A 26398-nucleotide genomic window follows, 5' to 3' on the forward strand; every position below is an offset into this window, starting at 1 on the left:
CCTTCGCCTTCTCTCCCCAAGCCGAGTGCACAGGGCCAAACCGGCAAGAACCGCAAAACAAGGGGCGCCCTTTAGCGCCCCCGGGTAATTTTTGCAAAGCCGGTTTAGCCGATCAGCGTGATCGATTGCGCCCCGGCGTAGTTTTCCTTGACCCAGCGGCGCGCGACCGCCTCACTTCGCCGCGACCGCGCCCACCGCCTTGCCTTCCGGCATGACCTCAAGCCGCCAAGAATTGTTCTTGCCGAGATAGCGGGCGGCGAGCGCCTGCATCTGCTGCGGCGTGGCGGCCGTGTAGTCGTAGAGGATCGTGCGGACGGTGCCGATCCGCGAAGGATCGTAAGTCGCACCTTCGAGCTGCCCCATGAAGAACGAGGTGCTCGAAGCCGCGCGCGTCACCTGCTGGCGCATCGGTTCGGTAACGAGCGCGAGTTCCTGCGCCGTCGGCGGATTGTGGATCAGGTCCTGCGCGATCTCGTCCGCGGTCTGGAAGAACACGGTGGTCGACTTGGGATCGAGCTGCGCGACAGCCGTGATCGAACCGCCCGCCGCCATGTCCACCGGCCACTGCGAATAGACGTAAGGCGCATAGGCGACGCCCAGCTTCTCTCGCACCGCATCGAGCAGGCGGTTGGTGAAGAGCTGCGTCAGAATTTCCAGCTGGCGCGATTCGCGGATGCCCATCGAGCCGCCGCCGGTCGGCCACGAGATTACCGCCGCCGCCTGATCCGGGTCGCCGTGGTGCTGGAGCACGATCGGCGTATCCGAAGGCTTGGGCACGGTGACGTCCGTCACATTGGCCGTGGAAGGCGCGGGCGTGCGGGCCTTGAGCGCGCCGAAGGTCTTCTCCAGCGCGGTGATGGTCGAGGCCTTGTCGAAATCGCCGTAGATCTGCACTTCGACCGGGCCGCTGGCCAGAGCCTTGCTCCAGACCTTCTTGAAACCGGCCGCCGTGGTCTTTTCGATCGCCTCGGGCGTCGGCGTCGCGAAACGGGGGTCCTTGCCGCGCTGGTAGAATTCCAGGTCGCGGGTCAGCACGCCCTGGGGCGAGGTGGCGTAAGTGGCGTACTGGATCTTCGCGGCGGCCTTGGCGCGGACCAGCGGCTGCGGATCCCAGCGCGGCAGGTCGAGCTTGGCGGCGAAGAGATAGAGTTGGTCGGCCAGATCCTGCGGGCGGGTTTCCGCCTGGAACTGGAAGGTGGCGTCCTGGACCTCGAAATCGAAACCCATCTTGCGGCCAGTCGAAATGCGGTCGAGGTCTTCCTGACCCAGCGTGGCCAGACCCGAACCGACCAGCGCAAACTCGCCGAGCGCGATATAGGGCGCATCCTGCGGCGCGATCGAGCGCTTGCCGCCGCCGAAGCGGACCTTGACGGTGACCCGGCCCGGCTCTTCCTGAACCGGCCACAGCATGGCCTTCACGCCGTTCGCGAAGGTAAGCTGCTCGATGTCGAGCAAGCCGGTCGGGGTCTGCGCGGTGGCCTTGTGAGGCACGCCGATCGCGGGCAGCTTCGCGAACGAGACCGGCTTCTCGTTACCGGCGGTGCGGATCGAGGCGTCGGGCGTGATCGGCTGGAGCAGCGCGCTGCGCAGCGTCTCGTCGGTGGCGCCGCCCTGCTTCTGCGTGGTGAACAGCGCGCGCGTCACCGTGCCGCTGAACAGCTGCTGCGTGTGCTTGAGCACGTCCGACGGCGTAAACAGGTGCTTCGATTCGCGGAAGATGCGCAGCACGTCGTTGGGGGCGGCGACCGTCTCGCGGATATCGAGCGCGTTGACCATGTCGTCAGCCAGCTTCGAACCCGGCAGGATGCGCTGCTGCTCCACGGGAACCTGGAATGCCACGTCGAGTTCGGCGACCTCGCGGTCGATCTCGGCCTGCGTGGGCGGCTTGGTCATGGCATCGGCGATCACCCCGCGCACATCGCGCAGCGCCGCCTCCCAGTCCTCGCCCAGCGGTGTGACCGAAACGAACGTGGCATCGGCCGAACGCGAGACGTCGTCCTGATTGACCGAGGCCGAGAGGAAGCTGCCGCCTGCCCGCGCCTTCGATTCGAGACGGCGGTTGATGACCGCTTGCGCGATCGAATCGACCATCAGACCCTGATTGTAGACCACGTTGTCCGTCACCTGACGCCAGGGGCGCAGGATCGCGTACATCAGCGAAGGCGGCAGGTCCGGCTCGACCAGCACCTTGGTCTCGCCGATAGGGTTCTTCGGATCGGCGCCCTGCGGCGCGGCCGGATCGCCGAAGCTCGGCGCCGCGCTCAGCTTGCCGCTGGCCTTCCAGTCGGAAAACCACTTCTTCACATAGCTTTCCAGCGTCGCCGGATCGGCGTCACCCGCCACGATCACGGCGACGTTGTCCGGGCGATACCACCGCGAATAGAACGCGCGAACCGAATCCGGCGTCGCCGAAGTCAGAGTTTCCACCGTGCCGATCGGCTCGCGCACGGACAGCGGCTGTCCGGCGTAGAGCGTCTTCTGCATGGCATCCTGCACGCGCTTGGCGGCGCCGCCGCGCTCGCGCATTTCGGCCAGCACAATCGGCAGGTCGGACTTGAGGTTGGAGGCCGAAAGCGTCGGCGCCGTCACCATGCCGCTCATCAGCTTGAACGTCTCGTCCAGCGAAGTCGGCGTCGCATTGGGCAAGTCGAGCTTGAACACGGTCTGCGTGGTCGAGGTGATCGCATTGGTATCGCTGCCGAAGGTCGCGCCCAGGCGCTGGAAGGCGGCGATGGCGGTGCCCTCGGGAATATACTTGGACTGACGGAACAGCATGTGTTCCAGTAAGTGCGCGTAGCCGCGCTCCGAATCGGTCTCGTAGAGCGAACCGGCATCGACGCGGATGCGGATCGAGACCTGCCCCGGCGGCACGCCGTTGCGGCGCACCGCATATTTCAGGCCATTGGAAAGTTCGCCGAAATGCCACTCCGGATCGCGCGGAATGTCGCTGCCGCGATAGAGCCAGGGATCCCGGTCGCCGGGCAGCGTTTCCGCCGCCGGTGCCTGGCCCGGAACTGGGGCGTTCGGCACTTGCGCGAGAACGGACTGAACCGGAAGGGGAGCCAGCAGCAGGAAGCAGGCAAGCGAGCGGGCGGCGCGCGAAGATTTCGTCATCGGGAGGGGTATAGGTTCCGGTTCGATTAAGGGCCAGTGAATAGCGTGGCGTATGAAGTCGCGGCATAAAAGAGCCGGATCGCAGCCTTGTTCCCGCGCCGCGCAAAGTCAATTGCAGCTTGTGGACTTGACCCTATCCCCGCAACACCTAAATCGCGTGGATCATGTACATCGAAACCGAAGCCACGCCCAACCCCGCCACGCTCAAGTTCCTGCCCGGACGGCAGGTCATGGCAGCCGGCACCCGCGAATTCACCTCGCCCGAGGAGGCGGAAGCCTCGCCGCTGGCACAGGCCCTGTTCGACCTTGGCGACGTAACCGGCGTGTTCTTCGGCCAAGGCTTCGTCTCGGTGACGGCCGCGCCCGGTTCCGAATGGTCGGACCTCAAGCCCCAGGTCGTCTCGATCCTGCTCGACCATTTCGTGTCGGAAGCCCCGCTTTTCGCGGGCGGCGACGCCAGCGGCTTCTCGGTCCCGGCCGAGGATGACGCCGATTATGGCGAAGACCCCGCCGACGCCGACATCGTCGAGCAGATCAAGGACCTGATCGAAACCCGCGTGCGTCCGGCCGTGGCCAACGACGGCGGCGACATCGTCTATCGCGGCTTCCGCGACGGCGTGGTCTACCTCGCCATGCAGGGCGCCTGCTCGGGCTGCCCCTCGTCCAGCGCGACGCTGAAGCAGGGCATCGAGAGCCTGCTGAAGCACTACGTTCCCGAAGTCACCGAAGTCCGCGCTGCCTGACCGCCGCATGACGGAGAAGGCAGGAGAGCCGTTCGACGGCCGGATACTGGTGATCGATAGCGCGACCGAGGCCTGCTCGGTCGCGCTTTTCGATGGAAAGACGCTTCTTGCAGGCGACTTCCGCATGCTCGGGCGCGGCCATGCCGAAGCGCTCGTGCCGATGATCGCAGCCTTGCCCGATCACGGCCGCGCGGCGCGCATCGTCGTGGCGCTCGGCCCCGGCAGCTTCACCGGCGTGCGTGTCGGCCTTGCCGCCGCGCGGGCGCTGGCGCTGGCCTGGGGGTCCGAAGTCTTCGGCTATTCGACGCTCGCCATGGTCGCCGCCATCGCCCGCGACCAGACCGGAGCGGCTCCCGTCGGCGTGGCGATGACCGGCGGCCACGGCGAATGGTTCGTCGAGAGCTTTGCCAGGGACGGCAGCGTGATCCGCCCCCTCGCCTCCCTGCGCCCGGAAGACGCCGCTACGAACATGACCGAAGAGGTCATTGCCGGCACCCAGGCCGAAGCGCTCGTCGGTCGCCGGGGACATGGCACGGCCCTGGCGGCCTGGCCCGACGCCCGCGCCTTCCCGCTGCTCCCGGAACATGTCCTGCAGACCGATACCCGCCCGCTCTACGGCCGTGCGCCCGACGCACGCCTGCCCGGCGGCCTGCCTGCGCCGCAAAGTTGATCCGGTAAATGACCGACGACCTCGACAGGATCATGGCCGTCATGGCCCGTGCATTCGACCCGGCCTGGGGCGAAGCCTGGAACCGCCGCCAAGTCGACGATGCCCTGACACTCGGGAACTGCCACTACTTCCTTATTTCCGCCCAAGGAAAACCCGTCGGGCCGGAAGAGGAAGCGGCAGGCTTTTCTCTGTCCCGCACCGGCTACGAAGAAGAGGAACTGCTGCTTCTTGCCGTCATGCCCGAATATCGCCGCCTGGGACTGGGGCGCTCGCTGCTCGATGCCCTCAAACAGAGCGCATCGCAACGCGGCGCAAAACGCCTTCTGCTTGAAATGAGAAGAGGAAATCCGGCAGAGCGGCTCTATTCCAGCACGGGCTTCTATCAGATCGGCGAACGCAAGGATTATTACCGCCTTCTGCACGGCGAAAGACTCGACGCCCTGACCTTTGCTTGCGACATCGATTGATCTCTACGCCGAGTATTGGAAAATCATTTTCTGATACAAGTGTCACAATTAGGGACGACTTTTTATAGACCTTGTATTCCCGTACGAAATGGTTCAGAGCGACTATGCAGAGCTTAAATGGCTCGCGGGTTCCAGAAATGGAAATAATAAAGAGGTCGTATACAATGGAAAACATTCAGGCTGACGCCAAAGAGACGCTGATCACGCTCACGTCCGACATCGTCGCTGCTCATGTCAGCAACAACAATGTCAACGTCGAGGACCTGCCTTCGCTCATCACCAATGTCTACGGCGCCCTCGCCGGACTTGGCGGCGCACCGGTCGTCGAAGAAGAAAAGCCGGAACCCGCCGTTTCGGTTCGCGCTTCGGTGAAGCCCGACTACATCGTCTGCCTTGAGGACGGCAAGAAGCTGAAGATGCTGAAGCGCCACCTCATGACGCACTACAACATGACCCCGGAAGAGTATCGCGCGCGCTGGAACCTGCCCGCCGACTATCCGATGGTCGCTCCCAACTATGCCGAAAAGCGTCGCGAACTCGCGAAGAAGATCGGTCTGGGCCGCAAGCCCAACGCCAAGCGCGGCCGCAAGCCCAAGGCTGCCCCCGCCGCAGCCTGACGGCATGAAAAGACCGGATCCGCGAACGACGCCGATTTCCACAGTGGAAATCTCCGGTGACGTTCTCCGGTTGTGATTGAAGGCACGGCAGCCTATCTAGGTTGCCGTGCCTTTTCATTGATACGGGTCAAACGTGAATCAACCAATCGACCTCGAAGCCCTCTGCGCCGAACGCGGCCTTCGGATCACCGAGCAACGCCGCATCATCGCCCGAGTGCTCTCCGAGAGCACCGACCATCCCGACGTGGAAAAGCTCCACGAACGCGCCACCGCGCTGGATCCGGGCATCTCGATCGCCACGGTCTACCGCACCGTGCGCCTGTTCGAAGAAGCCGGCATCCTTGACCGTCACGACTTCGGCGACGGCCGCGCCCGCTACGAAGCGGCACCGGAAGCGCATCACGACCACATGATCGACGTCGAATCCGGCCAGGTCATCGAATTCGTCGATCCCGAGCTGGAATCGCTGCAACGGCAGATCGCCGAAAAGCTCGGCTTCCGCCTCGTCGACCACCGCATGGAACTCTTCGGCGTGCGGATCGATCGCGAGGACGGCGAAACCCGCAAGTGATCGCTTCCCAGTGACTTCACTTCAGTGAGTTCGGAAACTCCGACCACGGCAATACAACCGAAAAGGCGGATCGCGCTCTGGGGCTGGCCCCTGATCGCGATCCGCCTTTTGGCGTTGCTGGTCCTGCTCTTCGTCTGCGTCTCCGCCTACTACCTGCTGGCGCCCTTCACGGCCCGCAACCCGGTGCCGAGACAGTTCCTGAAGCTGGTCGGCGCGATCTCCGGCCTTCGCGTCGCAACCGAAGGCGCCCGGCCCGCTCAGAACACCTTCTTTCTCGCCAACCATCTGAGCTGGCTAGACATTCCCGCGCTCTCCGGCGCCGCCGGCACGGCCTTCATAGCCCATGACGGACTGGCAGGCTTCGGTCCCATGCGCTGGCTCTGCGCCCTCAACGATACCGTTTTCATCGCGCGCCACCGCCGCAGCACCGTCGCCGCGCAAGTCGAACAGGTTCGCAAGGCCCTGAGCGAAACCGGCGCACTGGCAATCTTTCCGGAAGGCACGACCTCGAACGGAAAGGAACTGCTGCCATTCAAGTCTTCGCTGCTCTCCGCGATCGGGACGGAGGACAGCAGCCTTGCCGTACAGCCGGTGTGGCTCGATTACGGAAAGGAAGCCGCTGAAATCGCCTGGGTCGGCGAGGAGCCAGGAGTGGACAACGCCCTGCGCATCCTGGCCCGCGTGAAGCCGCTGCGCATGACGCTGCACTTCCTGCCGCCGCTTGCCGGTGAAGACCGGCGCGATCGCAAGGCCATGGCGCGGGGCGCTCAACAGGCGATCGAAGAGGCGAGTAGAAAAGAATAAGCAGGGGATCAAAGACCCCCTGCACCCCCAATACTGTCGAGGTCATGCGAACCAACAGCGTGGCGCGCCCATGGTTGCGTCGGGAGACTTATTGGCTGCGCCGCAAGGAGCGCACTACGGATAGGTAGCGCGCGAGATAGACATTCCGAGGGTCTGGGGGATCATCCCCCAGGACTTCCTCTTTCCCTTGAATCAACGCGTAGCGTTGTAAGCGAGCTGCGCCTCGTCCAACTGGAACCCGACCAGCACTTCGAAGCTCGAACGCGCCACTGCGGCCTTCACGGCCGGATCCGATAGCGGATCGACGGCGGCATCGGCATCGCCCGCCTTGCGCTTGCGGGTGATCTTCTCGCGAATGTCAGCTGGCAACGTGGCGGCGGCGCGGTCGATGAAGGCCGAGCCGACGGCGTGGAACTGCGCGCGGTCCTGGCCGTCCGCGAAGTTCAGCGTAACGTGACCGACGCGCTTGGAGATCACGGCCGACCCGCCCTGGAGCACCGAGACGAAGTAAGGCAGCGTCACCTGGCGTGCGCCCTGCTTGTCGTTGCGGCGGGCGAGCACATCGAACTCCACTTTCGCGGTAACCTTGTCGCCGGCCTGTTCGTTGCAGGTCGTACGCACGTTGGTCATCGCCGCTTCGAGGTCGATATTGGCGGCGGTGCGGTCGTTCGCCACGCGGAACAGCGTCATGTCGCCGGTATAGTCGGGGATTCCGACGGCCGGGCAAGCCGAACGCACGGAAGTGATGCCCACGCCCGAATCGACCACGATCTCACCCTTCTTTGCGCAGCCGCTCAGCGCGGTCACCGCGGCGGCGGAGCAGAGGACAGTGGCAGTCAGGCGGCGTGCATTCATCGTGAGGTTCCTCGAAGACGTCGGCTTGCCCTAGCGGCGCAAGCGGCAAAGCGCTAGAGGCCCATTCATGAACGCGCCCTTTCCGTCTCCGAACTCGCCCCGCTCCGGCAAGCCCTTGCGCCTCCTAATCGCGGCCCCGCGCGGCTTCTGCGCCGGCGTCGACCGCGCCATCGAGATCGTCGAGCGCGCGCTCGAGATCTACGGCGCTCCGGTCTATGTGCGGCACGAGATCGTGCACAACAAGTTCGTGGTCGATAGCCTGAAGGACAAGGGCGCGGTCTTCGTGGAGAGCGTGGACCAGGTGCCGGACGGCGTGCCGGTGATCTTCTCGGCCCACGGCGTGCCCAAGGCCGTCCCGGCCAAGGCCACCGCGCGCGGTCTGGAATGGCTGGATGCGACTTGCCCGCTGGTCAGCAAGGTGCACCGCCAGGCCGAGCGCCAGATCGCGGACGGGCGCCACATCCTCTTCATCGGCCATGCCGGACATCCGGAAGTGATCGGCACTTTCGGGCAGGTTCCAGAAGGCAACATGACCCTGATCGAGACGGTCGAAGACGTCGCCTCGGTCGAAGTCCCCGCCGACAGCGAACTCGCCTATCTGTCGCAGACCACGCTCTCGGTGGACGATACCGCCGCGATCATCGAGGCTATCCTGACGCGTTTCCCGCAAGTCGTCGCTCCGAAGCAGGAAGACATCTGCTACGCCACCTCCAACCGCCAGGGCGCCGTGAAGCAGATCGCGCCCGACTGCGATCTGGTGCTGGTGATCGGCTCGCCCAAGAGCTCGAATTCGCTGCGCCTCGTCGAAGTGGCCGAGCGCGCCGGGTCGCGCGGACAGATGATCCAGCGCGCAACCGATATCGATCCGGAATGGCTGGCGGATATCGAAACCCTGGGGCTTACCGCCGGGGCTTCGGCGCCCGAGGAACTGGTCAACGAAGTGATCGCGCGGATCAAGGAACTGCGCGAAGTCGAATCCGAGGAACGGGTGACCGCCGAGGAAACCATCACCTTCAAACTGCCGCGCCAGCTCGCCCGCTAAGGAAGATCCGACCTCATGGCAGTCTATACCCGGCTCGGCGCGGAGGAAATGTCCGCGATCATCGAGACCTTCGACGTCGGCACCCTGGTTTCGGCCAAGGGCATCGCCGAGGGCGTGTCCAACAGCAACTGGCTGATCGAAACCCAGCAGGGCAATGACGCCCGCCGCTTCATCCTGACCGTCTACGAGAGCCGGACGGATATCTCCGACCTGCCCTTCTTCCTTGACCTGCTCGACCACCTCGCCGCACGCGACTGCCCGGTGCCGCGCACCATGCACGACCGCGACGGAGCGAGCCACCGCTTCATCGGCGAGGGCGAAAACCGCAAGGCGCTGGCGCTGATCGAGTTCCTGCCCGGCGTTTCCGTCTCCGAACCGACCCCGGCGCAGGCCCGTGCCGTCGGCGCAGCACTGGCGCAGATCCACCTTGCCTCGGCCGATTTCGGACGGTCGCGCGCCAACTCGCTCGACCTGCCCGCATGGCAGCAGCTGCTGGGCGACTGCACCCGCGAGGGGCTGGAATCGATCGATCCCGACCTCGGCGCCCTCGTCGAACGCGAGCTGGCCGAGCTGGCCGGGCAGTGGCCTTCCGACCTGCCCAGCGGCGTGATCCATGCCGATCTCTTCACCGACAACGTGCTGATGCTGGGCAGCAAGGTTACCGGCCTGATCGACTTCTATTTCGCCTGCACCGATCTCCTGGCCTACGACGTCGTCGTCACCCACACCGCCTGGTGCTTCAGCAACGACGGCACGCAGTTCCTGCCCGAACTGTCGCGCGCGCTGATCGAAGGCTACGAAGCCGTGCGCCCGCTTTCCGACGCCGAACGCGCCGCCCTGCCGCTGCTGGCGCGCGGCGCCGCGATCCGCTTCCTCGCCACCCGCGCCTACGACTGGCTCAACACGCCGGAAGACGCGCTCGTCACGCCGAAGGACCCGATGGCTTTCGCCCGCCGCCTCGAATTCTATGCCGATCCGGCCAATTCCGGGATATTCGCCGCATGAAGCAGGTTCAGATCTTCACCGACGGCGCCTGCAAGGGCAATCCCGGTCCCGGCGGCTGGGGCGTGCTGCTGCGCATGGGCGTCCACGAGAAGGAAATGTCCGGCGGCGAACCGGACACCACCAACAACCGCATGGAAATGACCGCCGTCATTAAGGGGCTCAACGCCCTGACCGAACCTTGCGAGATCACGCTCCAGACCGACAGCAAATACGTGATCGACGGCATCACCAAGTGGGTCCACGGCTGGAAGAAGAAGGGCTGGGTCAACGCCAGCAAGCAGCCCGTGCGCAATGCCGACCTCTGGCATGAACTGATCGAGGCGGTCGCCCGCCACAAGGTCAACTGGGAATGGGTGCGCGGCCACTCCGGCCATGTCGAGAACGAGCGCGTGGACAAGCTCGCCAGCGACGCGGCGGTCGCCGCAAGCAAGTAGCGGGAGCGCACCCTGCCCGCTTCCGAACCCCGCCTTCCGCCCCTTTCGGTCATGCGGGACCGCCTGCGCGAGGAAGCCCGCGCCCTCGTGACGCCCGGCCCGCGCATGGCCGACGAATGGGCCTGCGTCGCCTCGGTCCTGCTGGCGATCCTCTTCGCCCACCTGATCGGCGCCAGGTTCGTGGCCTGGGCGGCTTTCACCGCCTTCGTCCTGCTCAAGAGCGAGACCGCCGAAACCCTGCTGCGCGGCGTGCTGCGCATCGCCGGAACCGCCATCGGCTCGCTGCTGGCGCTGGCCATCGTGCCCTATGCCGCCCACTCGCTGCCGCTCGCCATGGCCAGCGCCGCGCTGGTCGGCGCGGTCGGTCTCTACGGCATGATCACCGCCCGGCGCGCCTACGCCTGGCTGCTGTTCGGCCTGACGTTCGAGATGATCCTGCTCGACAAGCTGGAACACCCCGACCTCGACACCATCCACTTCGCCCAGACCCGCCTGCTCGAAGTCCTCGCAGGCACTGCGGCCTGTGTGATCGTCAGCCTCACCGCCGCAACCCTCTCCGGCAAGAAGTGGCTTGCCGGACGCAAGCCCACGCCGGAGCGGATGAAATGGCACCCCCATGCCGCCCGCCACGCCGTGCAGGCCGGGATCGCCATCGCCGTGCTCCCGGTGCTCCACGCCCTGTTCCAACTGCCGCAGATGGCCCAGGCCGCCGTCACCGTGATGGCGGTGATGATCGTGCCGGTGAACGGGATCGGGGCGAGCGGCTTCGTCCCCGTGACCCGCCGCCTGTTCCAGCGCACGCTCGGCTGCCTCGCGGGCGGAGGACTTTCGCTGGCGATCCTGCTCCTCGCCCAAGGCAGCGCGCCGGTACTGATCGCGGGAACCTGCCTCGGCATCGTCATCGGCAGGCATATCGAGAACGGGCTACCGAACGTGACTTACCTCGGGCTTCAGTTCACGCTCGCGGTACTGGTCGTTCTGGTGCCGGACTCCTACGCCGACGCGGAGATCATGCCCGCCGTGCACCGGCTCATCAGCATCTTCGTCGGGATGGCCGTGCTGGAGCCGGTGCTGCTGGTCTGGCACTTCTTCGCGCCGGGACGGAAAGTGAGCGGGGCAGGTCCGCAGGCTGAGAATAACGAGTGAAGGAAAGTATAAGCAGGGGATCAAAGACCCCCTGCACCCCCATGAACGTCTAGGTCACGCGGACCAACCGCGTCGCGCGCCCATGACTGCGTCGGGAGACTTATGGGCTGCGCCGCAAGGAGCGCACTACCGATAGGCGGGGCGCAGCGTAGCCATTCCGAGGGTCTGGGGGATCATCCCCCAGGACTTCTACTTTTCAAACCTTCCCGGCCCAAACGGCCGAGGATCGACCTCCCCGACACCCTGCCCCAACAACAGCCCCGCCCCCAGCGCCGCCGCAGCAGGCGCCGTCTGGATGCCGAAACCACCCTGCCCCGCGAACCAGAAGAACGCGCCGTCCTCGGGGGCAAAACCATAGACCGGCAGCCGATCCGGCGCGAACGAGCGCAGGCCCGCCCAGCGGTGCTCCACGCGCAGGACCGGGCGGTCCACCACCTGCTCGAACCTGTCGATCGCGAGCGCCACGTCGATTTCCTCCGGCGCAGCGTCGCAGGGAGAACTGGGCGTCTCGTCGTGCGGACTGAGCCAGAGGCGGCCGCTTTCCGGCTTGAAGTAGAAGCGGCTCGCAACATCGAGAACCAGAGGCAGCGTATCCGGCGCGGCAGGCTCGATCGCGACCTGGGCGATCGTGCGCCGATAGGGCGCGATGCCGAGCGGGCGGATGCCTGCCTTGCCTGCCACCGTATCGGCCCAAGCCCCTGCCGCATTCACCAGCACGTCGCAACCGACACGGCGCCCGTCGGCCAGCGTAAGCGACCAGCCGCCCGGCTCGCGCTCGACCGCAGCAAGGCCGGCGCGGCACCACAGCTCCACCCCCGCCTTGCGGGCGGCGGCGAGGTAGTGCTGGTGGAGTGCGGCGACGTCGATGTCGCACGTGCTCGGCTCCAGCACGCCGCAGGTCCACTCGGGCTTGAGATCGGGGATGCGTGCGGCGATCTCGGCGCGATCCAGTGTCGCAATCTCGATACCGACGCCCCCGTAAGTCTCGGCGAAGGCGGCGATCTCGCGCTCTTGTCCGGTCTTGCCGATCGTCAGCGCCCCGCGCGGTGTCAGCACGCCGAGGCGGTGCAGTTCGGGGCCGGAGGCGGTGGTCAGCGGCTTGACCTGCGGACCGCCGTAGCTCTCGGTCCAGAACGCCGCCGAGCGGCCAGTGGCGTGATAGCCGGGGCGCTCCTCGGCCTCGATCACCAGTACCCGCGCCTGCTCTCCAATCCGGGCAGCCAGCGAGGCGCCTGCCATCCCGGCGCCCACTATGACGATATCGAACCTGCTATCCATAGGGCCTTAGCCCCTAACGGGCGCCGTCCGGTTCAGGAAGTCCCGAATGGCCGCGAGGGTGCGATCACGGACCGGATCGCTCTCGCGCAGGAGTTCGTGGCGCGCTTCTTGACCGAAAGCCAGGAGTTCGGCCTGCGGCAGCCTGCATGCGGCGCGCCGGATCGCGGGCCAGGAGACGAGGCCGTCATAGCGCGTCGCCAGCAGCAACACCGGCACCTGCACCGCTTCGAGCACGCCCTTGGCGTCGAGCAGGCGAATCGAGGCCAGTGCGCGCTCGATCCAGCCCCAGCTTGCCGGTCCCATGGCGATGCCGGGGCGGCGGCTGCGCCACCAGTCCTCGTCGGCATAGCGAGCCTTGTCGTGTGTGAGCAGCCGCGAGCGGGCCTGCGGCAGGAGTTCGGGCTTCTCGCTATGCTTCCACGCCGGACGACGCGGATCGCCGAGCCGGACGATCCCCCGCGCGATCGCGTGGAGCAGGCTCGGCGGTATGCGAGCCGGATGGATGCCCAGCATCGGCGCGGAAAGCACCAGCGCGTCCGGCCTGACCTTCCCTTGCGCAACGGCGCGCAGGGCGAGATGGCCGCCCATCGAATGGCCGACCAGGACATGCGGCCCCGGACGCTCCGCCGTCCAGTCACGCCAGAATGCGGCGAGATCCTCGATCCAGAGGTCGAAGTCGGGAACATGGCCGGTGGTGGTATCGAAGCCGAAACGGCCGCTGAGCGCCTGCCCGCGCCAGTCGATCGAACTGACTGCCCAGCCTTCGAGATTCCATTGTTCCAGCGTTTCCAGCCACTTCTCGTAGCAGTCGCCGCGCCCGGGCAGGAACAGGATGGAGCCTCTTGCCTCGGCCTGTGCCGATCCGGGCCAGTCGATCCGGCGCAAGGGCTCAGGCCCGCTCGGACCGGTCCAGAAACTCTCGACGACGCCTTCGGGGATCGCCCGCCGCGCTTTCGCCGCCTCGTGCGCGATCTCGCTCAGAGTCGGCGCGCGGTCGCCGGGTTCGGGCTTGTTCTCGGTCGCTTGAATGGTCACGTGGCTGACGTAGCCTTCGATTGTGTGGTTACTGTTTGGTAAGCGATATCCGCTAGATGAGGCCCCGGCCAAGGGGGAACTCACGAATGCCGAGCGGAGCTTTTTCGTATGCATTGCTGCTGGCATTGGCAATCGCCCTGCTCGTTGCCGCCTTCACCGATCTGAAGCGCCGGGAGATCGACAATACGCTCAATCTCGGAATCGCGCTGGCCGCGCCGCTGTGGTGGTTGTCGCTGGGATTCGGTTGGAGCGACGTGGCCTGGCAGCTCGGACTGGCCCTGCTGACTTTCGTCATCGCCTGCGTGCTCTTCGCGCTGCGCCAGATGGGCGGCGGCGACGTCAAGCTGCTTGCGGCGCTGGCTCTGTGGTTTGCGCCGGGCAGCTTCGGGCAGGTGATCGTGCTCATGGCAATGATCGGCGGCGGCGCCTCGATCGCGATGGCCGCCTTCAACATGGAACGCGTTTCCGGCGAGAAGCTGCGCGACGCGCTCGGCTGGGTCGTCGCGCTCGGCTGGGTCTGGGCCGCGGCCTCGGTGGTCTATGCCCTGGCGACGCATCAGCCGGTGATCTCCTCCGCGCGTCTCGATGTCGTCCACCGCGCCCTGCCGCAGGCCTGGATGCTGGCCTTGGCGACGCTCGCCGTGGTGATCGTGTTCCTGCTCGGCTTCCGCCACATCATGCGCCGCCAGAAATCGCGCCTGCCGATCCCTTACGGCGTCGCCATTTCGGCCGCCGCCCTATGGGTCATGGGCGAGCAGGCGCTTTCCAGCCCGATCGTTGGGTGAACCCGATTTTAACCAATTTACGCGATTGAACACATACTTGCTCCGGAGATCCCGAACAGGGGAGTTCGGTCTCGGAGCTTTTCAGCCCAGTTTTTTTTGGGGGTCGCTTAGACATGGATAGGAAGAAGCTGGTGCTGCTGGTTGCCGCGCTGCTGATCGCAGTCGTCACGGCAATGGGTGCCCGCTCGATGTTCGCCGGATCCGCCGCGCCGCAGGCGCAGGCCGTGGCGACCGCCCAGCCGACCGGGCCGAAGGTCCTCGTCGCCCAGCGCGCATTGCCGGTGGGTACGATCATCACCGCCGACGCCGTGTCCTATCAGGACTGGCCCAAGGAACTGGTGAAGGACGCCTACTTCATCGATGGACAGGCCGACATGCAGAAGCTGCTCGGCACCGTCGTCCGCTTCCAGATCACAGCCGGCCAGCCGGTGACGCAAGGCGCGCTCGTCGCACCGGGCGACCGCGGCTTCCTCGCCGCCGCGCTCGGACCGGGCATGCGCGCCGTGACGATCCCCGTCTCCGCCAAGACCGGTGTGGGCGGCTTCGTCTTCCCCGGTGACCACGTCGATCTCGTGCTGACCCAGCAGGTCAGCGGCAGCGACGGCGGCCAGGCCCTGCGCGCCTCGGAGACGATCCTGCGCAACTTGCGCGTGCTCGCCACCGACCAGGCCACCGATAACGAAGTGGTGGACGGCAAGACCGTGGTCCACGCCTTCAGCACCGTCACTCTCGAAGTCACCCCGCGCATCGCCGAGAAAGTCGCCGTGGCGCAGGAAATCGGCACGCTCAGCCTCTCGCTGCGCGCCATTGCCGACAGCCAGGGCGAGTTCGAGCGCATCCTCGCCAGCGGCGACGTGAAAGTGCCCGAAGGCGCGACGCGCGCGCAGGAAGAGCTGCTCATGCGCAATGCCCTGAACCGCCCGATCGAAGGCAGCTCCACGTACATGACCGGCGGCGACGTCTCGCGCTTCCAGCGTTCCAGCCGCCCGGCGACGGGACCGGAAGTGGCCGCCCGCACCGCCGTAGCAAGCGCGCCGCAAGGCCCCTCCGCCGCCGCCGCGCCCGTCCGCACCGGACCGGTCGTGCGCGTCACGCGCGGCAAGGAGACCACCGAAGAATCCGTGGGCACCCATTGATGACCGCCCGCTCGCAGACGCCGAACATTGGCCGCATCCATTCGCCGAAGGTCCATCCGATGCAAACGCGCCTTCTCAAGTCTTTGCTGATCGCCGCCTGCGCGCTGGCCCCGCTGGCGGTCACCGCCCCGGCCATTGCGCAGTCCGTCGTCCATCCGGCGCAGGATCTCTCGCTCTCGATCGGCAACGGCCAGCTCATCAGTGTGCCCGGTGCCATGGCCGACGTCTTCGTCGCCAACGACGCGGTGGCCGACGTGCAGGTCAAGTCCGCACGCCAGCTCTACGTCTTCGGCAAGGCGGGCGGCACCACCACGGTCTATGCCAGCAATGCGGCGGGCGCGGTGATCTGGTCCGCGACCGTTCGCGTCGGCTCGAACCTCGACAGCGTGGACGCCATGCTGCGCCTCGCCATGCCCGAAGCGAAGATCGGCGTCTCGACGATGGGCTCCGGCACCTTCCTGCTGACCGGAACCGTCAAGACCCCCGAAGACGCCGCCGAAGCCGAGCGTCTGGTGAAAGCCTATGCCGGCAAGGACGCGAACGTCATCAGCCGGTTGCGTCAGGCCACGCCGCTTCAGGTCAACCTGCAAGTGCGCATCGCCGAAGTCAGCCGCTCGCTGGTGAAGTCGCTGGCGGTCAACATGTCGACGATCGACAGCACCGGCGGATTCAAGTTTGGTCTCGGACAGGGAACGGTAGCAAACCACTGGCCGGGCCAACCGATGGGCGTGGGTGGCCCGGTGGCCACCCGACTCCCCGATGGCACCGAGATTCCCGGCAGCAACGTCGCGACCGCCACGGCGGGCAGCACGCTTGCCGCTGCCGGAAAACTGTTCGGCGTCAACATCCTCGGCTCGCTGGACGCAGGCGAGACGATCGGTCTCGTCACCACGCTCGCCCAGCCCAATCTCACCGCGCTCTCGGGTGAAACCGCCGAGTTCCTCGCAGGCGGCGAATATCCGATCCCGATCGCCCAGGCCCTCGGCACGACCTCGATCGAGTTCAAGAAATACGGCATCAGCCTCAGCTATTCGCCCACCGTGCTGGCAAGCGGCCGCATCTCGATGCGCGTACGCCCCGAGGTCTCCGAACTTTCGAGTCAGGGCGCGGTCAATTTCAACGGCTACGAAGTGCCTGCGCTCACCGTGCGTCGCACCGAAACGACCGTGGAACTCGGCTCCGGCCAGAGCTTCATGATCGCCGGGCTGCTGAGCAACAATTCGCAGAACACCATCCAGAAGCTGCCCGGCGCGGGCGACCTGCCGATCCTCGGCTCGCTGTTCCGCTCGACCAGCTACCGACGCGGCGAGACCGAACTGGTCATCGTCGTCACGCCGTATCTCGTCAATCCGGTGGACGCCTCCAAGATCGCCCTGCCGACCGACGGCTTCAATGCCCCGAACGATCTCCAGCGCGTGCTCGGCAACATGGAAAGCGACGGCGTCAGCGCCAAGAAGCGGCCCGAAGCCACCACGGAAGGAACCGCCAGCGGGCCGAGCGTCGGCGATGCCGCGACCGGCAAGCCTGCGAAACGCTCCGCCGCCGATACCAGTCCTCGCCCCGGCTTCAGCCTGTGAGAAAGATGCTTCCGATGCCCCACACCCACCCCCGTCTCGCCGCCGGATCGCTGGCGCTCTCGCTCGGCCTGCTGCTGGCCGGATGCGGCGGAATGCCGACCAACCGCTCGATGAACAGCGTGCACCAGCCGGTAGTCGAGCGCGTCAACTACACCCTCGACGTGCGGACTGACGGCAGCGGCCTCGGCTCGGGTGAGCAGGGCCGCCTTGCCGGCTGGTTCGAAGCCATGGGCCTCAAGTACGGCGACCGCGTCTTCGTGGAGGATCCCTCAGGAAATCCCGCCGTGCGCAGCGCCGTCGAGGCCGTGGCCGGGCGCTACGGCCTGACGCTGGTCGACGGCGCACCCGTGACGGACGGCTATGTCGATAGCGGCAACGCGCGCGTCGTCGTCGCGCGCTCGAAAGCCTCGGTCCCCGGCTGCCCGGACTGGTCCGCCCACAGCGATTTCAATCCGAACAACGGCCTGACCAGCAATTACGGCTGCGCCACCAATGCCAATCTCGCGGCAATGGTCGCCAATCCGGAGGACCTGGTCCACGGTGCCGAGTCCACCGGCGAGACCACGGTGATGACCGCTTCGAAAGCCATCGACGCCTACCGCAACGCCGAAGCTACCGGCGGCAATACCGTCAAAGCGACCTCCAGCAAGGCAAACTGAGCCATGAACGCACCCTGGAAATCCGGCGGCCCCGGCGGCCGCGACCAGTTCGCCGCCTATACGTGCGACGAAGCCTCGCTGGATGTGCTGCGCCCGATCGCGCTCGAAATGGGCTGGCAACCGGAGAAGTGCAACAAGGGCGGACTGCGCAATGCCGTCCAGTCGCTGTCGATCTCCGCCAGCCCGAACATCCTGCTCGTCGATCTGTCGGAAAGCGGCGATCCGCTGAACGACATCAACGCCCTTGCCGAAGTCTGCGAGCCGGGCACGGTCGTCATCGCCGTCGGCCAGGTCAACGACGTGCGGCTCTACCGTGACCTGCTGGCCAGCGGCATCCACGACTACCTGCTGAAGCCGCTCTCGCCCGGCACCGTGCGCGACACGCTGGCCCAGGCACAGGCCGTGTTCGCCGCGCCGCGCACTCCGGAAGGCGGTTCGGCCAAGTCGCACCTCGCCACCGCGGTGATCGGCACGCGCGGCGGTGTCGGCGCCTCGACGCTGGCGACCTCGCTCGCCTGGCTTTTCAGCGCCGACGACAAGCTGCCGACCGCCCTGCTCGACCTCGACATCCATTTCGGCACGGGCGCGCTCTGCCTCGACCTCGAACCGGGCCGCGGCCTGACCGACGCCATCGAGAACCCCAGCCGCATCGACGGCCTGTTCATCGAACGCGCGATGATCCGCGCCAACGACAATCTCGCGATCCTCTCCGCCGAGGCCCCCATCGGTACGCCGCTGATGACCGATGGCTCAGCCTTCCTCCAACTGGAGGAAGAGTTCCGGCAGGCCTTCGAGATGACCGTGATCGACATGCCGCGCAACATGCTGATCAATTTCCCGCAGCTCGTGGCCAACGTGAACGTGGTGGTGCTCGTCGTCGAACTGACGCTGGCCTCGGCGCGTGACGCGATCCGCATGCTGTCCTGGCTCAAGACCCATGCCGCCCATGCCCGCGTTATCGTGGTCGCCAACAAGGTGCAGCCGAGCCTCGCCGAAATCACCAAGGCCGATTTCGAGGCCTCGATCGAGGCATCCCTGCAACTCTCAATCCCCTACGACCTCAAGGCCGCGTCGATGGCCGCGAAGCTCGGCCAGACTTTTGCCGACACCAACCGCAGCAACCGCGCAGGCGCGGCGATGCGCGATCTCTCGCGCCTGATCCTTGAGGAAACCGCCGGTCCCGCAAGCAGCGCCGCCATCAAGCCCTCGCTGCTCGGCAAACTCGATCTCAAGGCCTTCATGGGCAAGGCCGCGAAGAAGGAAGCCGCGCCCCGCTGAGGGCGCGCATGGGACCTCGGGAGTCGGCGGCGATGAACATGATGCAGCTTCTGCTGGTGGCGGTCGGCCTGCTGAGCGTGGTGGCGCTGATCTGGACCGCCTTTGCCGGCCCCTCGCCCGCCAAGGAATCGACGCGGCGCCTGAAATCCGTCCGCTATCGCCATTCGCAGAGCACGACCGATCGGGTCGAGGCACAGATGCGCAAGGCGGTCGCCGCGCGTCGCCCCAAAGTGCACAAGATCGCCGGTTCGGGATCGCGCATCGATGCGCTGGCGCTGCGGCTCCACCGTTCGGGCGTGAGCTGGTCGCTGAACCAGTATCTTTATGTCTCGGTCGGTGTGGGCACCGCCGTCTTCCTGCTGACGCTGCTTAAGACCGGCGCCCTGCTGCTCGCGCTCGCCTTCGCCCTGTTCGTCGGTCTCGGCATCCCGCATTTCGTGCTGAACAAGATGATCTCCCGCCGCACCAATGCTTTCAACGGCAAGTTTCCCGACGCGATCGAACTGCTGGTGCGCGGCCTGCGCTCCGGCCTGCCGGTGACGGAGACACTGGGCGTCGTCGCCAAGGAAGTGCCCGGCCCGGTCGGCGAGGAATTCAAGCTCGTCACCGAGCGTATCAAGATCGGCAAGACCATGGAGGACGCCCTCCAGGAAACCGCCGACCGCCTCGACATTCCAGAATTCAACTTCTTCTGCATCACCTTGGCCATCCAACGCGAGACCGGCGGCAATCTGGCGGAGACGCTGGCCAACCTCTCGGACGTGCTGCGCAAGCGCTCGCAGATGAAGCTCAAGATCCGCGCGATGAGTTCGGAATCGAAAGCCTCGGCCTATATCGTCGGCGCCCTGCCCTTCATCGTCTTCTTCATGATCTGGTGGATCAACCCCGGTTACATCGGCAAGTTCTTCACCGACGACCGCCTGACCGTGGCCGGCCTCGGCGGCGCGATCTGGATGGGCATCGGCGCCTTCATCATGGCCAAGATGGTCAGCTTCGAGATCTGAGCGAGAGACATGCCAGACCAACCCGCCGGCCCTACCCTTCTCGGTTTCGACGTCATCTTCGTCGGCACGCTGCTGGCAATGGTCGCCGCGGCCGCCGTGATGCTGGCGATCTACGCCGCCGTGACGGTGCGCGACCCGATGGCCAAGCGCGTGAAGGCACTGAACCAGCGCCGCGAAGCGCTCAAGGCCGGGATCGCCGCCGCCCCGCGCAAGCGCCAGAGCGTCGTGCGCCGCAACGAGACGACCGACCGCATGGGCGCCTTCCTCGGTGCGCTGAAAGTGCTCCAGGACAGCCAGCTGCGCGTCATCGAGCAGAAGCTGGCGCAGGCGGGCATCCGCAACAAGGAATGGGCGGTCGCGGTCGTCTTCGCCCGCCTTGTCGCGCCGATCGTGCTGGGCGGTACGGCAGCGCTGGTGATCTACGGGATCGATTATTTCCCGCAGTGGAGCAGCTTCAAGAAGTTCATGGGCTTCGCCGCGATGCTTATCGCCGGCTACAAGGGGCCGGACATCTTCATCAAGAACATGATCACCAAGCGCACCGATGCGATCCGCAAGGGCCTGCCCGACGCGCTGGACCTGCTAGTGATCTGCGCCGAAGCGGGCCTGACCGTCGATGCCGCCTTCGACCGTGTCGCCCGCGAACTGGGGCGCGCCTATCCGGAACTGGGCGAGGAATTCTCGTTCACCTCGATCGAACTGTCGTTTCTTACCGAGCGCCGTCAGGCCTTCGAGAACCTAGCCTATCGCGTCGATCTCGATGCCATGCGCGGCGTCGTGACCACGATGATCCAGACCGAGCGCTACGGCACCCCGCTCGCTTCGGCGCTGCGCGTGCTCTCGGCGGAATTCCGTAACGAGCGGATGATGCGCGCCGAGGAAAAGGCCGCGCGCCTACCCGCAATCATGACCGTGCCGCTGATCCTATTCATCCTGCCGACGCTGTTCGTGGTCATTCTCGGCCCGGCGGCCTGCTCGATCGCCGACGCCTTCTCCAACGGTGGGCCGGGGGCGGCGAAGTAGGCCATCTCGCACTTCGCCGCCTTCCCCCAATTCGTCATTGCGAGGGTAGCGAAGCAATCCAGAGTCGGTCTCAAGCCGCTCTGGATTGCTTCGCTACCCTCGCAATGACGAAGATCTATTGCCGAGGAACGTAGACCACCACGCCATCCGGCCCGCGATAGACGCGCTGCCAGCGCCGCGAGCGCGCCAGCTCCCCGGCCAGCGGCGCATTGTGCTCCTCCTGGATCACGAAAGCCGCAGGATGCCACTTGGCGATGACATCGACGAGCGGCACGTAGCCGTTCTCGATCCCGCCGTTGTACTGCCACTCCTCCCGCGCATAGCGGTAGTAGCGACCATCGTAGGCGACGCGCCAGTGCGGCCATCCGGCATCGATGACCGCGCCGCCGAAGGGAAAATCGGCATAGACGGTGCCGCGAACGCCCTGCTTCTTGAGATAGGCCACCGCACCGAGCGGAATGTTCGCCGCGAAATGGGTCGGCACCAAGAACGGCATCGCCACGCCGACGGCAACCACGGCGGCGATCGTCAGCCTGCGGGTGTCACCGCTTTCGGCGTTCTCGCTATCGCCGATGCGACTGGCCGCGCGCGCAATGACCGGCACCATGGCGACCGCCCAGAACAGCACGAAACGATAGGCCGTCACCGTCAGGACGAACAGAGCCAGCGCCACCAGAAGCTCGCCAGGATCGAAGCGTCGTCCCTTCCTCAAGAGCAAGAGCAACGCGGCGAGAGCCGTCATCACCACCGGCACCGCGTTGAGCCAGTTCCCCTCGATCCACAGCGGCCGCCATTCGCTGGCGCCGATGGCGAGGCTCATCTCGGCATTGGTCGCGGAAATCGCGAGAACCGAGAAGCCGTCCGGCGTCGCGAACATCGCAGCCATCGCCACGAGCGTAAGGACTGCCGAGGCGACAGGCAGCGGTCGGCGGCGATCGCGCGCCCATGCAAGGATCCCCGCCGCCGTATGCAAACCCAGCGCCAGAACCCCGACACTGACCGAGGGATGAAGGTTCTGCCAGAGCACCAACAACGGCGCGCCGAGCGCGATCGTCGTCGCAGTCCGCAAGTTCAGGCGTTGCAGCGCGAGCAGCAGTCCGAAGCACAGCGCCGCATAGCTCTGGGGGCGAATGCTGGCGGTCGGTAGAGCGGCGGCGAAAGCGAGGACAAGCGCCAGAGCCACCGCCGACCGCGAGGCACCGCGCCAGCGGCAGGCCGCCGCGACGGCCCAGAACCCGCCGAGCCAGCACAGCGCATCGTAGACCCGCAGCGCGCCCCAGCCGCCATGCGCGCGTACGAACGCCATGCTCGCCTGCGCCAGCCAGCCGACCGACGGAAGCGGCTCCCCCAGATGCAGCGCTGCAAAAGGCTCGCGCCAGACCGGGCCGCCCCGCTCGAGAATGATCTCGCCGAGCTTGAGCTGCCAGAAGATATCGACGTCCCAGACGCTGCGCAGCAGCAGCGCGGCCAGCATCGCCGCAGGCACGAGCGCCAGTAACCAGGGGAGCACGCGCCCGCCGGTTCTCGTTTCAGCGCCTTCGATCCGTCCGCTCACTCTATCCCCCGGAGCTCATGCGGAACAGTCCGCCTTGCGATCCTGCTTCCGCAGCGCGGAGGACTCTTCAAGCCCCCCGCGCTCGAAACCCGCGCGGAAACGGGGATAAACGCGCCGAAATCGGCAGCCGATCAGTAGCCCATCAGGCTGAGCACTTCCTTGCGGCTGCGCTCGTCGTGCAGGAACGTGCCCATCATCCGGCTCGTGGTCATGCCCACGCCCGGCGTGCGCACCCCGCGCGCCGTCATGCAGGCATGGCTCGCCTCGATCACCACGGCCACGCCCTGCGGCTGGAGATGGTCCCAGATGCACTGCGCCACTTCGGCGGTCAGGCGCTCCTGGATCTGGAGGCGGCGCGCGAAGCCATGCAGCACGCGTGCCAGCTTCGAGATACCGACGACGTGATTCTTCGGCAGATAGGCGATCGCCGCCTTGCCGATGATCGGCGCCATGTGATGTTCGCAGTGCGACTGGAACGGAATGTCCTTCAGCAGCACGACTTCGTCGTAGCCGCCCACTTCCTCGAACACGCGGCTGAGGTGGATGGCCGGATCCTCGCCATAGCCCTGGCAATATTCCTTCCACGCCCGCGCCACGCGCTTGGGCGTGTCGAGCAGCCCTTCGCGCGAAGGGTCGTCACCGGCCCATTCGATCAGCGTGCGAATCGCATCCTGAACGTGTTCGGGGACGGCCGGCTTGCCCAGCGGGTTGTCCTCGTCGGGACCGTCTAGGCTGCTCATCCCTGCTTACTCCTTCGCAATCTGTCCATGAGGCGCAGCCGCATGAGCTGCCCCTTGCGGCGGAAGAGACCGCGCCGCTCGATCGGCTCGAACATCTCTCCGGGACGTTCCGGATCGAGCAGAGCACTTTCACCGAGCGCTCTTTCAGCTTCGGTAAGATGTTTCAAGGGCAAGGGTTCGAGATGTTTGCCCGAAGGCACAAGGCTTTCGATCGCCCCGAGCATGGAACCGTGACGATCCAGCGCCGCGACGATGGTTTCCTCGGCCACGCCGCAATGCTCGGCAAGCAGGCGGTGACGCAGGCCGGTGATCGCCGGAGTGACATGACCGTTCGCCGGCCGCGCCGCGTCGATGAAGACATCGCACTCGGAATCGAGCCCCATCGAACGGTTGTTCATATTGGCCGAACCGACCCGCAGGATTTCGTCGTCGACGATCATCAGCTTGGCATGGACGTAGATCGGCGTCCCGTCCGCAGCCACCGGGTAGAAGATGCGGAAACGCCCGGCATGATCGGCATTGTTCAGCGTCCGCACGAGTTCGACCCGCGCGGTGTCCATCGCGATCTGCTCCAGCCAGCCATCGGCGGTCAGCGGATTGATGATGACGAATTCGGGCGGATCGTCCTCCAGCAAACGCTCGCAGATCGCCTCGGCTATCGCCCGCGACGCGAAATACTGCGTCTCCGCATAAATGAAGCGCTTTGCGCGCCGGATCTGCTCGACGAACAGTTCCTCGATCTCGCTGACCTGCGGGCAGTCGCCATATTCCGCGCGGGTACGGGCGATGCCGATCTCGACGTTCTCGAACTCGGCCCGCAGACCGTCCGGCCAGGGGCTGAAGTCCTGCGGCGCGCATGGCACCAGTTCCGCGCCGCCCGCCACTTTCCAGCGCTCGCGCCCGAGATCGCCCAGCGCCGCCGCGACTTCGCCTTCCATCACCATCGTTACGTCGTGCCACGGACCATAGAGCCTGCCGGTAGGCCGCCGCCTGCGCGGATCCTTGGGCAAGTGGTCGGGCGTGTCCCAGCGGTCGGAGGTCATGTCGATCCCGCCGCAGGCCGCAAAGACATCGTCGATCACCACGATCTTCTGGTGATGGCTGCATCCCACCGGATGGGCGGCATCGAACTTGAAGTCGATTCGCTTGCGCAAGGCCCAGCGCACGAGATCGACCAGCATCGTGCCCCGACGCAGCGACTTCATCAGCGAGAGATTCCACTTCAGCAGCAGAATCTCCAGCCGCGGATTGTTCTGCACCAGGTAGACGATGAAGGACCCCAGCCGCGCCGGAAACCGCTTGCGCCGTCCCCGCTGCCACCAGCGGCGCCCTTCCGAAAGCAGGATGCGCGAATCGAAATCCCAGCCGATCATGAAGATGCGCTGCTGCGCGTCCTCCATGATGCCCCGCATCAGTTCGAAATAGTCCGCCGCGTCGATCACCACGTAGGCGCGCTTCGCCATGGCGTAGCGCCAGACCGATGGCGACACCCCGTGTTCGCCGTTAGCCGATTCCTTTATCATTACCTGCCTTGCTGGATCACCCGTTGCAGCGGATCAAGCGCTCAGATGAACGAGGGTTCCCTCCCCCATTTGTCCGACAGAAGGCACAGCCTGCCGCCTTCAGAATCGGAAACTGGCGGAATTCCGCCATTTCATCGCAAAAAACTGCCATTTTGGCGGTTGATCCGGCACCATTCAGCGGCCATTCCGTTTCGCGTGTGCAACATGCACCGTTAGCCCGCTCCTTCTTGTCGCATGAGATGCGGAGCGGGATTTTTCCGACTTTCGGGTCGGAACAAATTGTCCGGGTCGTGACTTTTCCGGACCACCATTCACGCTCCCGCATGTGCGACTGCATGTCGGGAGCTCCCGAGCCGGGGCCGCCCTGTCGGTTTCCGCATCGAGAAGGAGTACGCCATGAAGAAATCTCTCATCGCCGCAGCGATCGCCGCCGCGAGCCTGTCCCCGGTTGCCGTCATGGCGCAGGACACCGCCGCAGCCGCAGCCGCCAACCCGACGGTGGGCGCCAAGGTCTATGGCCCCGATGGTTCCGAAGTCGGCACCGTGGAAGCGGTGCAGAGCGGTGTCGTCACCGTCAACACCGGTGCCGCACGCGCTGGCCTGCCGGTCGCTTCCTTCGCCACGCGTGAGAAGGGTCTCACGATCGGCATGAACAAGGCCGACCTCGAAGCCGCCGTGAACGGTGCCAAGGCCGAGAGCAGCGCCGAACTCGCGACGGCCTTCGCCGCCGACAAGCCGATCAAGAGCAGCGACGGCGTCGTTCTCGGCACCGTCAGCAAGGTCGAGGGCGAAGACGTCTTCGTCACGCTGAGCAACGGCTCGGTGGCGCAGCTCAAGAAGTCCTACTTCGGTCTCGGCGCCGACAAGTCGCTGACGCTCGGCATGACCGCCACGGCGTTCAACTCGCAGCTTCAGGCCAGCGCAGGCGGCCAGCCGGGCGCCGACGCCCAGGCAGCCCCCTCGGCCACCGCCGGTGCCGCCGAGACGCCCAGCGGCCAGTAAGCGGCTGTAAGGCCACGAATCGAAGGGCCGGGAGCGCAGCCGCGTTTCCGGCCCTTTTCTTTCAGGCCCGGCCCTTTTCTTTCAAGCCATGCAAACCTGACACACACGAAAAACCCCGCCGGAGCATCACGCTCTGCGGGGTTTTTCGTGTGTCTTGCAAGTGGTGCGCCCGGAACGATTCGAACGTCCGACCCTCAGATTCGTAGTCTGATGCTCTATCCAGCTGAGCTACGGGCGCAAATTTCATTTTCCAACCAAAGCCCAACCCCCCGAAGGAGAATGGTGCGCCCGGAACGATTCGAACGTCCGACCCTCAGATTCGTAGTCTGATGCTC

The 26398-nt window shown here is 65.9% G+C and carries 25 protein-coding genes and 1 tRNA gene; 18 read left to right on the forward strand and 8 right to left on the reverse strand.

The window, feature by feature from the left end; translation table 11 throughout:
* Positions 1 to 171: 171 nt before the first annotated feature.
* On the reverse strand, positions 172 to 3114 hold the full coding sequence (locus tag V7066_RS08505; protein WP_334182628.1) for a M16 family metallopeptidase: 2943 nt from the start codon (positions 3112 to 3114) through the stop codon (positions 172 to 174).
* A gap of 164 nt (positions 3115 to 3278) precedes the next feature.
* Here V7066_RS08505 and V7066_RS08510 point away from each other — a divergent pair, with 164 nt between their 5' ends.
* The 6 genes from V7066_RS08510 (at position 3279) to V7066_RS08535 (ending at position 6986) form a co-directional block, all read left to right on the forward strand.
* Entirely contained in the window at positions 3279 to 3857 is a 579-nt protein-coding gene (locus tag V7066_RS08510) for a NifU family protein (protein WP_334182629.1), read from the forward strand.
* A 7-nt stretch (positions 3858 to 3864) separates the two neighbouring features.
* Positions 3865 to 4527 (forward strand): tRNA (adenosine(37)-N6)-threonylcarbamoyltransferase complex dimerization subunit type 1 TsaB, encoded by a 663-nt coding sequence (gene tsaB, locus V7066_RS08515; protein ID WP_334182630.1) that lies wholly within the window; start codon positions 3865 to 3867, stop codon positions 4525 to 4527.
* An 8-nt stretch (positions 4528 to 4535) separates the two neighbouring features.
* On the forward strand, positions 4536 to 4994 hold the full coding sequence (locus V7066_RS08520; RefSeq protein WP_334182631.1) for a GNAT family N-acetyltransferase: 459 nt from the start codon (positions 4536 to 4538) through the stop codon (positions 4992 to 4994).
* Between the two features lie 164 nt (positions 4995 to 5158).
* Positions 5159 to 5611, forward strand: coding sequence for a MucR family transcriptional regulator (locus V7066_RS08525; protein WP_334182632.1), 453 nt, complete (start codon positions 5159 to 5161; stop codon positions 5609 to 5611).
* Between the two features lie 133 nt (positions 5612 to 5744).
* Positions 5745 to 6182, forward strand: a complete 438-nt coding sequence (locus V7066_RS08530) for a Fur family transcriptional regulator (protein WP_147215419.1) — start codon at positions 5745 to 5747, stop codon at positions 6180 to 6182.
* Between the two features lie 24 nt (positions 6183 to 6206).
* A complete protein-coding gene (locus V7066_RS08535; RefSeq protein WP_334182633.1) occupies positions 6207 to 6986 on the forward strand; it encodes a lysophospholipid acyltransferase family protein in 780 nt (259 codons plus the stop codon).
* A 192-nt stretch (positions 6987 to 7178) separates the two neighbouring features.
* Here the strand turns inward: V7066_RS08535 and V7066_RS08540 are convergent, their stop codons facing one another.
* Positions 7179 to 7841: a hypothetical protein gene (locus V7066_RS08540; RefSeq protein WP_334182634.1), complete on the reverse strand. Its 663-nt coding sequence runs from the start codon at positions 7839 to 7841 to the stop codon at positions 7179 to 7181.
* A 67-nt stretch (positions 7842 to 7908) separates the two neighbouring features.
* On the opposite strand from V7066_RS08540, the gene ispH reads away from it, so the two are divergent.
* The 4 genes from ispH to V7066_RS08560 are packed head-to-tail and all read left to right on the forward strand — an operon-like array spanning position 7909 to position 11468.
* Entirely contained in the window at positions 7909 to 8883 is a 975-nt protein-coding gene (gene ispH, locus V7066_RS08545) for a 4-hydroxy-3-methylbut-2-enyl diphosphate reductase (protein ID WP_334182635.1), read from the forward strand.
* A gap of 15 nt (positions 8884 to 8898) precedes the next feature.
* The gene (thrB, locus tag V7066_RS08550; protein WP_334182636.1) at positions 8899 to 9888 is read left to right on the forward strand and encodes a homoserine kinase; all 990 of its coding nucleotides are present in this window, start codon (positions 8899 to 8901) and stop codon (positions 9886 to 9888) included.
* Positions 9885 to 10322 carry a ribonuclease HI gene (gene rnhA / locus V7066_RS08555; RefSeq protein WP_334182637.1) on the forward strand — a complete coding sequence of 146 codons (438 nt, stop codon included), beginning with the start codon at positions 9885 to 9887 and terminating at the stop codon, positions 10320 to 10322. The genes thrB and rnhA overlap by 4 nt, the downstream gene beginning before the upstream one ends.
* A gap of 51 nt (positions 10323 to 10373) precedes the next feature.
* Complete coding sequence (locus V7066_RS08560) at positions 10374 to 11468, forward strand: FUSC family protein (RefSeq protein ID WP_334182638.1); 1095 nt, start codon at positions 10374 to 10376, stop codon at positions 11466 to 11468.
* 189 nt (positions 11469 to 11657) lie between these two features.
* On the opposite strand, the gene V7066_RS08565 is transcribed toward V7066_RS08560, so the two are convergent.
* On the reverse strand, positions 11658 to 12746 hold the full coding sequence (locus V7066_RS08565; protein WP_334182639.1) for an NAD(P)/FAD-dependent oxidoreductase: 1089 nt from the start codon (positions 12744 to 12746) through the stop codon (positions 11658 to 11660).
* A 6-nt stretch (positions 12747 to 12752) separates the two neighbouring features.
* Positions 12753 to 13718 carry an alpha/beta fold hydrolase gene (locus tag V7066_RS08570; RefSeq protein ID WP_442947316.1) on the reverse strand — a complete coding sequence of 322 codons (966 nt, stop codon included), beginning with the start codon at positions 13716 to 13718 and terminating at the stop codon, positions 12753 to 12755.
* Between the two features lie 149 nt (positions 13719 to 13867).
* On the opposite strand from V7066_RS08570, the gene V7066_RS08575 reads away from it, so the two are divergent.
* The 7 genes from V7066_RS08575 (at position 13868) to V7066_RS08605 (ending at position 21243) form a co-directional block, all read left to right on the forward strand.
* Entirely contained in the window at positions 13868 to 14566 is a 699-nt protein-coding gene (locus V7066_RS08575) for an A24 family peptidase (RefSeq protein WP_334182640.1), read from the forward strand.
* Positions 14567 to 14679: 113 nt separating this feature from the next.
* Positions 14680 to 15702: a Flp pilus assembly protein CpaB gene (gene cpaB, locus V7066_RS08580; RefSeq protein ID WP_334182641.1), complete on the forward strand. Its 1023-nt coding sequence runs from the start codon at positions 14680 to 14682 to the stop codon at positions 15700 to 15702.
* A 59-nt stretch (positions 15703 to 15761) separates the two neighbouring features.
* Positions 15762 to 17279, forward strand: a complete 1518-nt coding sequence (locus V7066_RS08585) for a type II and III secretion system protein family protein (RefSeq protein WP_334182642.1) — start codon at positions 15762 to 15764, stop codon at positions 17277 to 17279.
* 14 nt (positions 17280 to 17293) lie between these two features.
* On the forward strand, positions 17294 to 17938 hold the full coding sequence (locus V7066_RS08590; protein ID WP_334182643.1) for a CpaD family pilus assembly protein: 645 nt from the start codon (positions 17294 to 17296) through the stop codon (positions 17936 to 17938).
* A 3-nt stretch (positions 17939 to 17941) separates the two neighbouring features.
* A complete protein-coding gene (locus V7066_RS08595; RefSeq protein ID WP_334182644.1) occupies positions 17942 to 19216 on the forward strand; it encodes a pilus assembly protein CpaE in 1275 nt (424 codons plus the stop codon).
* A 32-nt stretch (positions 19217 to 19248) separates the two neighbouring features.
* Positions 19249 to 20220, forward strand: coding sequence for a type II secretion system F family protein (locus tag V7066_RS08600; RefSeq protein ID WP_334182645.1), 972 nt, complete (start codon positions 19249 to 19251; stop codon positions 20218 to 20220).
* A gap of 9 nt (positions 20221 to 20229) precedes the next feature.
* Positions 20230 to 21243, forward strand: a complete 1014-nt coding sequence (locus tag V7066_RS08605) for a type II secretion system F family protein (protein ID WP_334182646.1) — start codon at positions 20230 to 20232, stop codon at positions 21241 to 21243.
* 115 nt (positions 21244 to 21358) lie between these two features.
* Here V7066_RS08605 and V7066_RS08610 read toward each other — a convergent pair whose 3' ends face one another.
* The 3 genes from V7066_RS08610 to V7066_RS08620 all read right to left on the reverse strand — a co-directional run bounded on the left by V7066_RS08610 (position 21359) and on the right by V7066_RS08620 (position 25061).
* On the reverse strand, positions 21359 to 22798 hold the full coding sequence (locus V7066_RS08610) for a hypothetical protein (protein WP_334182647.1): 1440 nt from the start codon (positions 22796 to 22798) through the stop codon (positions 21359 to 21361).
* A 131-nt stretch (positions 22799 to 22929) separates the two neighbouring features.
* Positions 22930 to 23538: a GTP cyclohydrolase I FolE gene (gene folE / locus V7066_RS08615; RefSeq protein ID WP_334182648.1), complete on the reverse strand. Its 609-nt coding sequence runs from the start codon at positions 23536 to 23538 to the stop codon at positions 22930 to 22932.
* Entirely contained in the window at positions 23535 to 25061 is a 1527-nt protein-coding gene (locus tag V7066_RS08620; protein WP_334182649.1) for a phospholipase D-like domain-containing protein, read from the reverse strand. The genes folE and V7066_RS08620 overlap by 4 nt, the downstream gene beginning before the upstream one ends.
* 396 nt (positions 25062 to 25457) lie before the next feature.
* On the opposite strand from V7066_RS08620, the gene V7066_RS08625 reads away from it, so the two are divergent.
* Positions 25458 to 26063 carry a hypothetical protein gene (locus V7066_RS08625; protein ID WP_334182650.1) on the forward strand — a complete coding sequence of 202 codons (606 nt, stop codon included), beginning with the start codon at positions 25458 to 25460 and terminating at the stop codon, positions 26061 to 26063.
* Between the two features lie 161 nt (positions 26064 to 26224).
* Here the strand turns inward: V7066_RS08625 and V7066_RS08630 are convergent.
* Positions 26225 to 26301 (reverse strand) — tRNA-Arg (locus tag V7066_RS08630).
* Positions 26302 to 26398 lie beyond the last annotated feature (97 nt).

The sequence above is a fragment of the Novosphingobium sp. genome, from assembly GCF_036820275.1.
GTDB lineage: Bacteria > Pseudomonadota > Alphaproteobacteria > Sphingomonadales > Sphingomonadaceae > Novosphingobium.

Coding starts and splice junctions, on each gene's coding strand:
- V7066_RS08525 (WP_334182632.1), top strand. CDS start 5,159: ATGGAAAACATTCAGGCTGACGCCAAAGAGACGCTGATCACGCTCACG.
- cpaB (WP_334182641.1), top strand. CDS start 14,680: ATGGATAGGAAGAAGCTGGTGCTGCTGGTTGCCGCGCTGCTGATCGCA.
- thrB (WP_334182636.1), top strand. CDS start 8,899: ATGGCAGTCTATACCCGGCTCGGCGCGGAGGAAATGTCCGCGATCATC.
- tsaB (WP_334182630.1), top strand. CDS start 3,865: ATGACGGAGAAGGCAGGAGAGCCGTTCGACGGCCGGATACTGGTGATC.
- ispH (WP_334182635.1), top strand. CDS start 7,909: ATGAACGCGCCCTTTCCGTCTCCGAACTCGCCCCGCTCCGGCAAGCCC.
- V7066_RS08620 (WP_334182649.1), bottom strand. CDS start 25,061: ATGATAAAGGAATCGGCTAACGGCGAACACGGGGTGTCGCCATCGGTC.
- V7066_RS08540 (WP_334182634.1), bottom strand. CDS start 7,841: ATGAATGCACGCCGCCTGACTGCCACTGTCCTCTGCTCCGCCGCCGCG.
- V7066_RS08590 (WP_334182643.1), top strand. CDS start 17,294: ATGCCCCACACCCACCCCCGTCTCGCCGCCGGATCGCTGGCGCTCTCG.
- V7066_RS08520 (WP_334182631.1), top strand. CDS start 4,536: ATGACCGACGACCTCGACAGGATCATGGCCGTCATGGCCCGTGCATTC.
- V7066_RS08565 (WP_334182639.1), bottom strand. CDS start 12,746: ATGGATAGCAGGTTCGATATCGTCATAGTGGGCGCCGGGATGGCAGGC.
- V7066_RS08505 (WP_334182628.1), bottom strand. CDS start 3,114: ATGACGAAATCTTCGCGCGCCGCCCGCTCGCTTGCCTGCTTCCTGCTG.
- rnhA (WP_334182637.1), top strand. CDS start 9,885: ATGAAGCAGGTTCAGATCTTCACCGACGGCGCCTGCAAGGGCAATCCC.
- V7066_RS08605 (WP_334182646.1), top strand. CDS start 20,230: ATGCCAGACCAACCCGCCGGCCCTACCCTTCTCGGTTTCGACGTCATC.
- V7066_RS08510 (WP_334182629.1), top strand. CDS start 3,279: ATGTACATCGAAACCGAAGCCACGCCCAACCCCGCCACGCTCAAGTTC.
- V7066_RS08600 (WP_334182645.1), top strand. CDS start 19,249: ATGAACATGATGCAGCTTCTGCTGGTGGCGGTCGGCCTGCTGAGCGTG.
- V7066_RS08575 (WP_334182640.1), top strand. CDS start 13,868: ATGCCGAGCGGAGCTTTTTCGTATGCATTGCTGCTGGCATTGGCAATC.
- V7066_RS08625 (WP_334182650.1), top strand. CDS start 25,458: ATGAAGAAATCTCTCATCGCCGCAGCGATCGCCGCCGCGAGCCTGTCC.
- V7066_RS08585 (WP_334182642.1), top strand. CDS start 15,762: ATGCAAACGCGCCTTCTCAAGTCTTTGCTGATCGCCGCCTGCGCGCTG.
- V7066_RS08560 (WP_334182638.1), top strand. CDS start 10,374: ATGCGGGACCGCCTGCGCGAGGAAGCCCGCGCCCTCGTGACGCCCGGC.
- V7066_RS08595 (WP_334182644.1), top strand. CDS start 17,942: ATGAACGCACCCTGGAAATCCGGCGGCCCCGGCGGCCGCGACCAGTTC.
- folE (WP_334182648.1), bottom strand. CDS start 23,538: ATGAGCAGCCTAGACGGTCCCGACGAGGACAACCCGCTGGGCAAGCCG.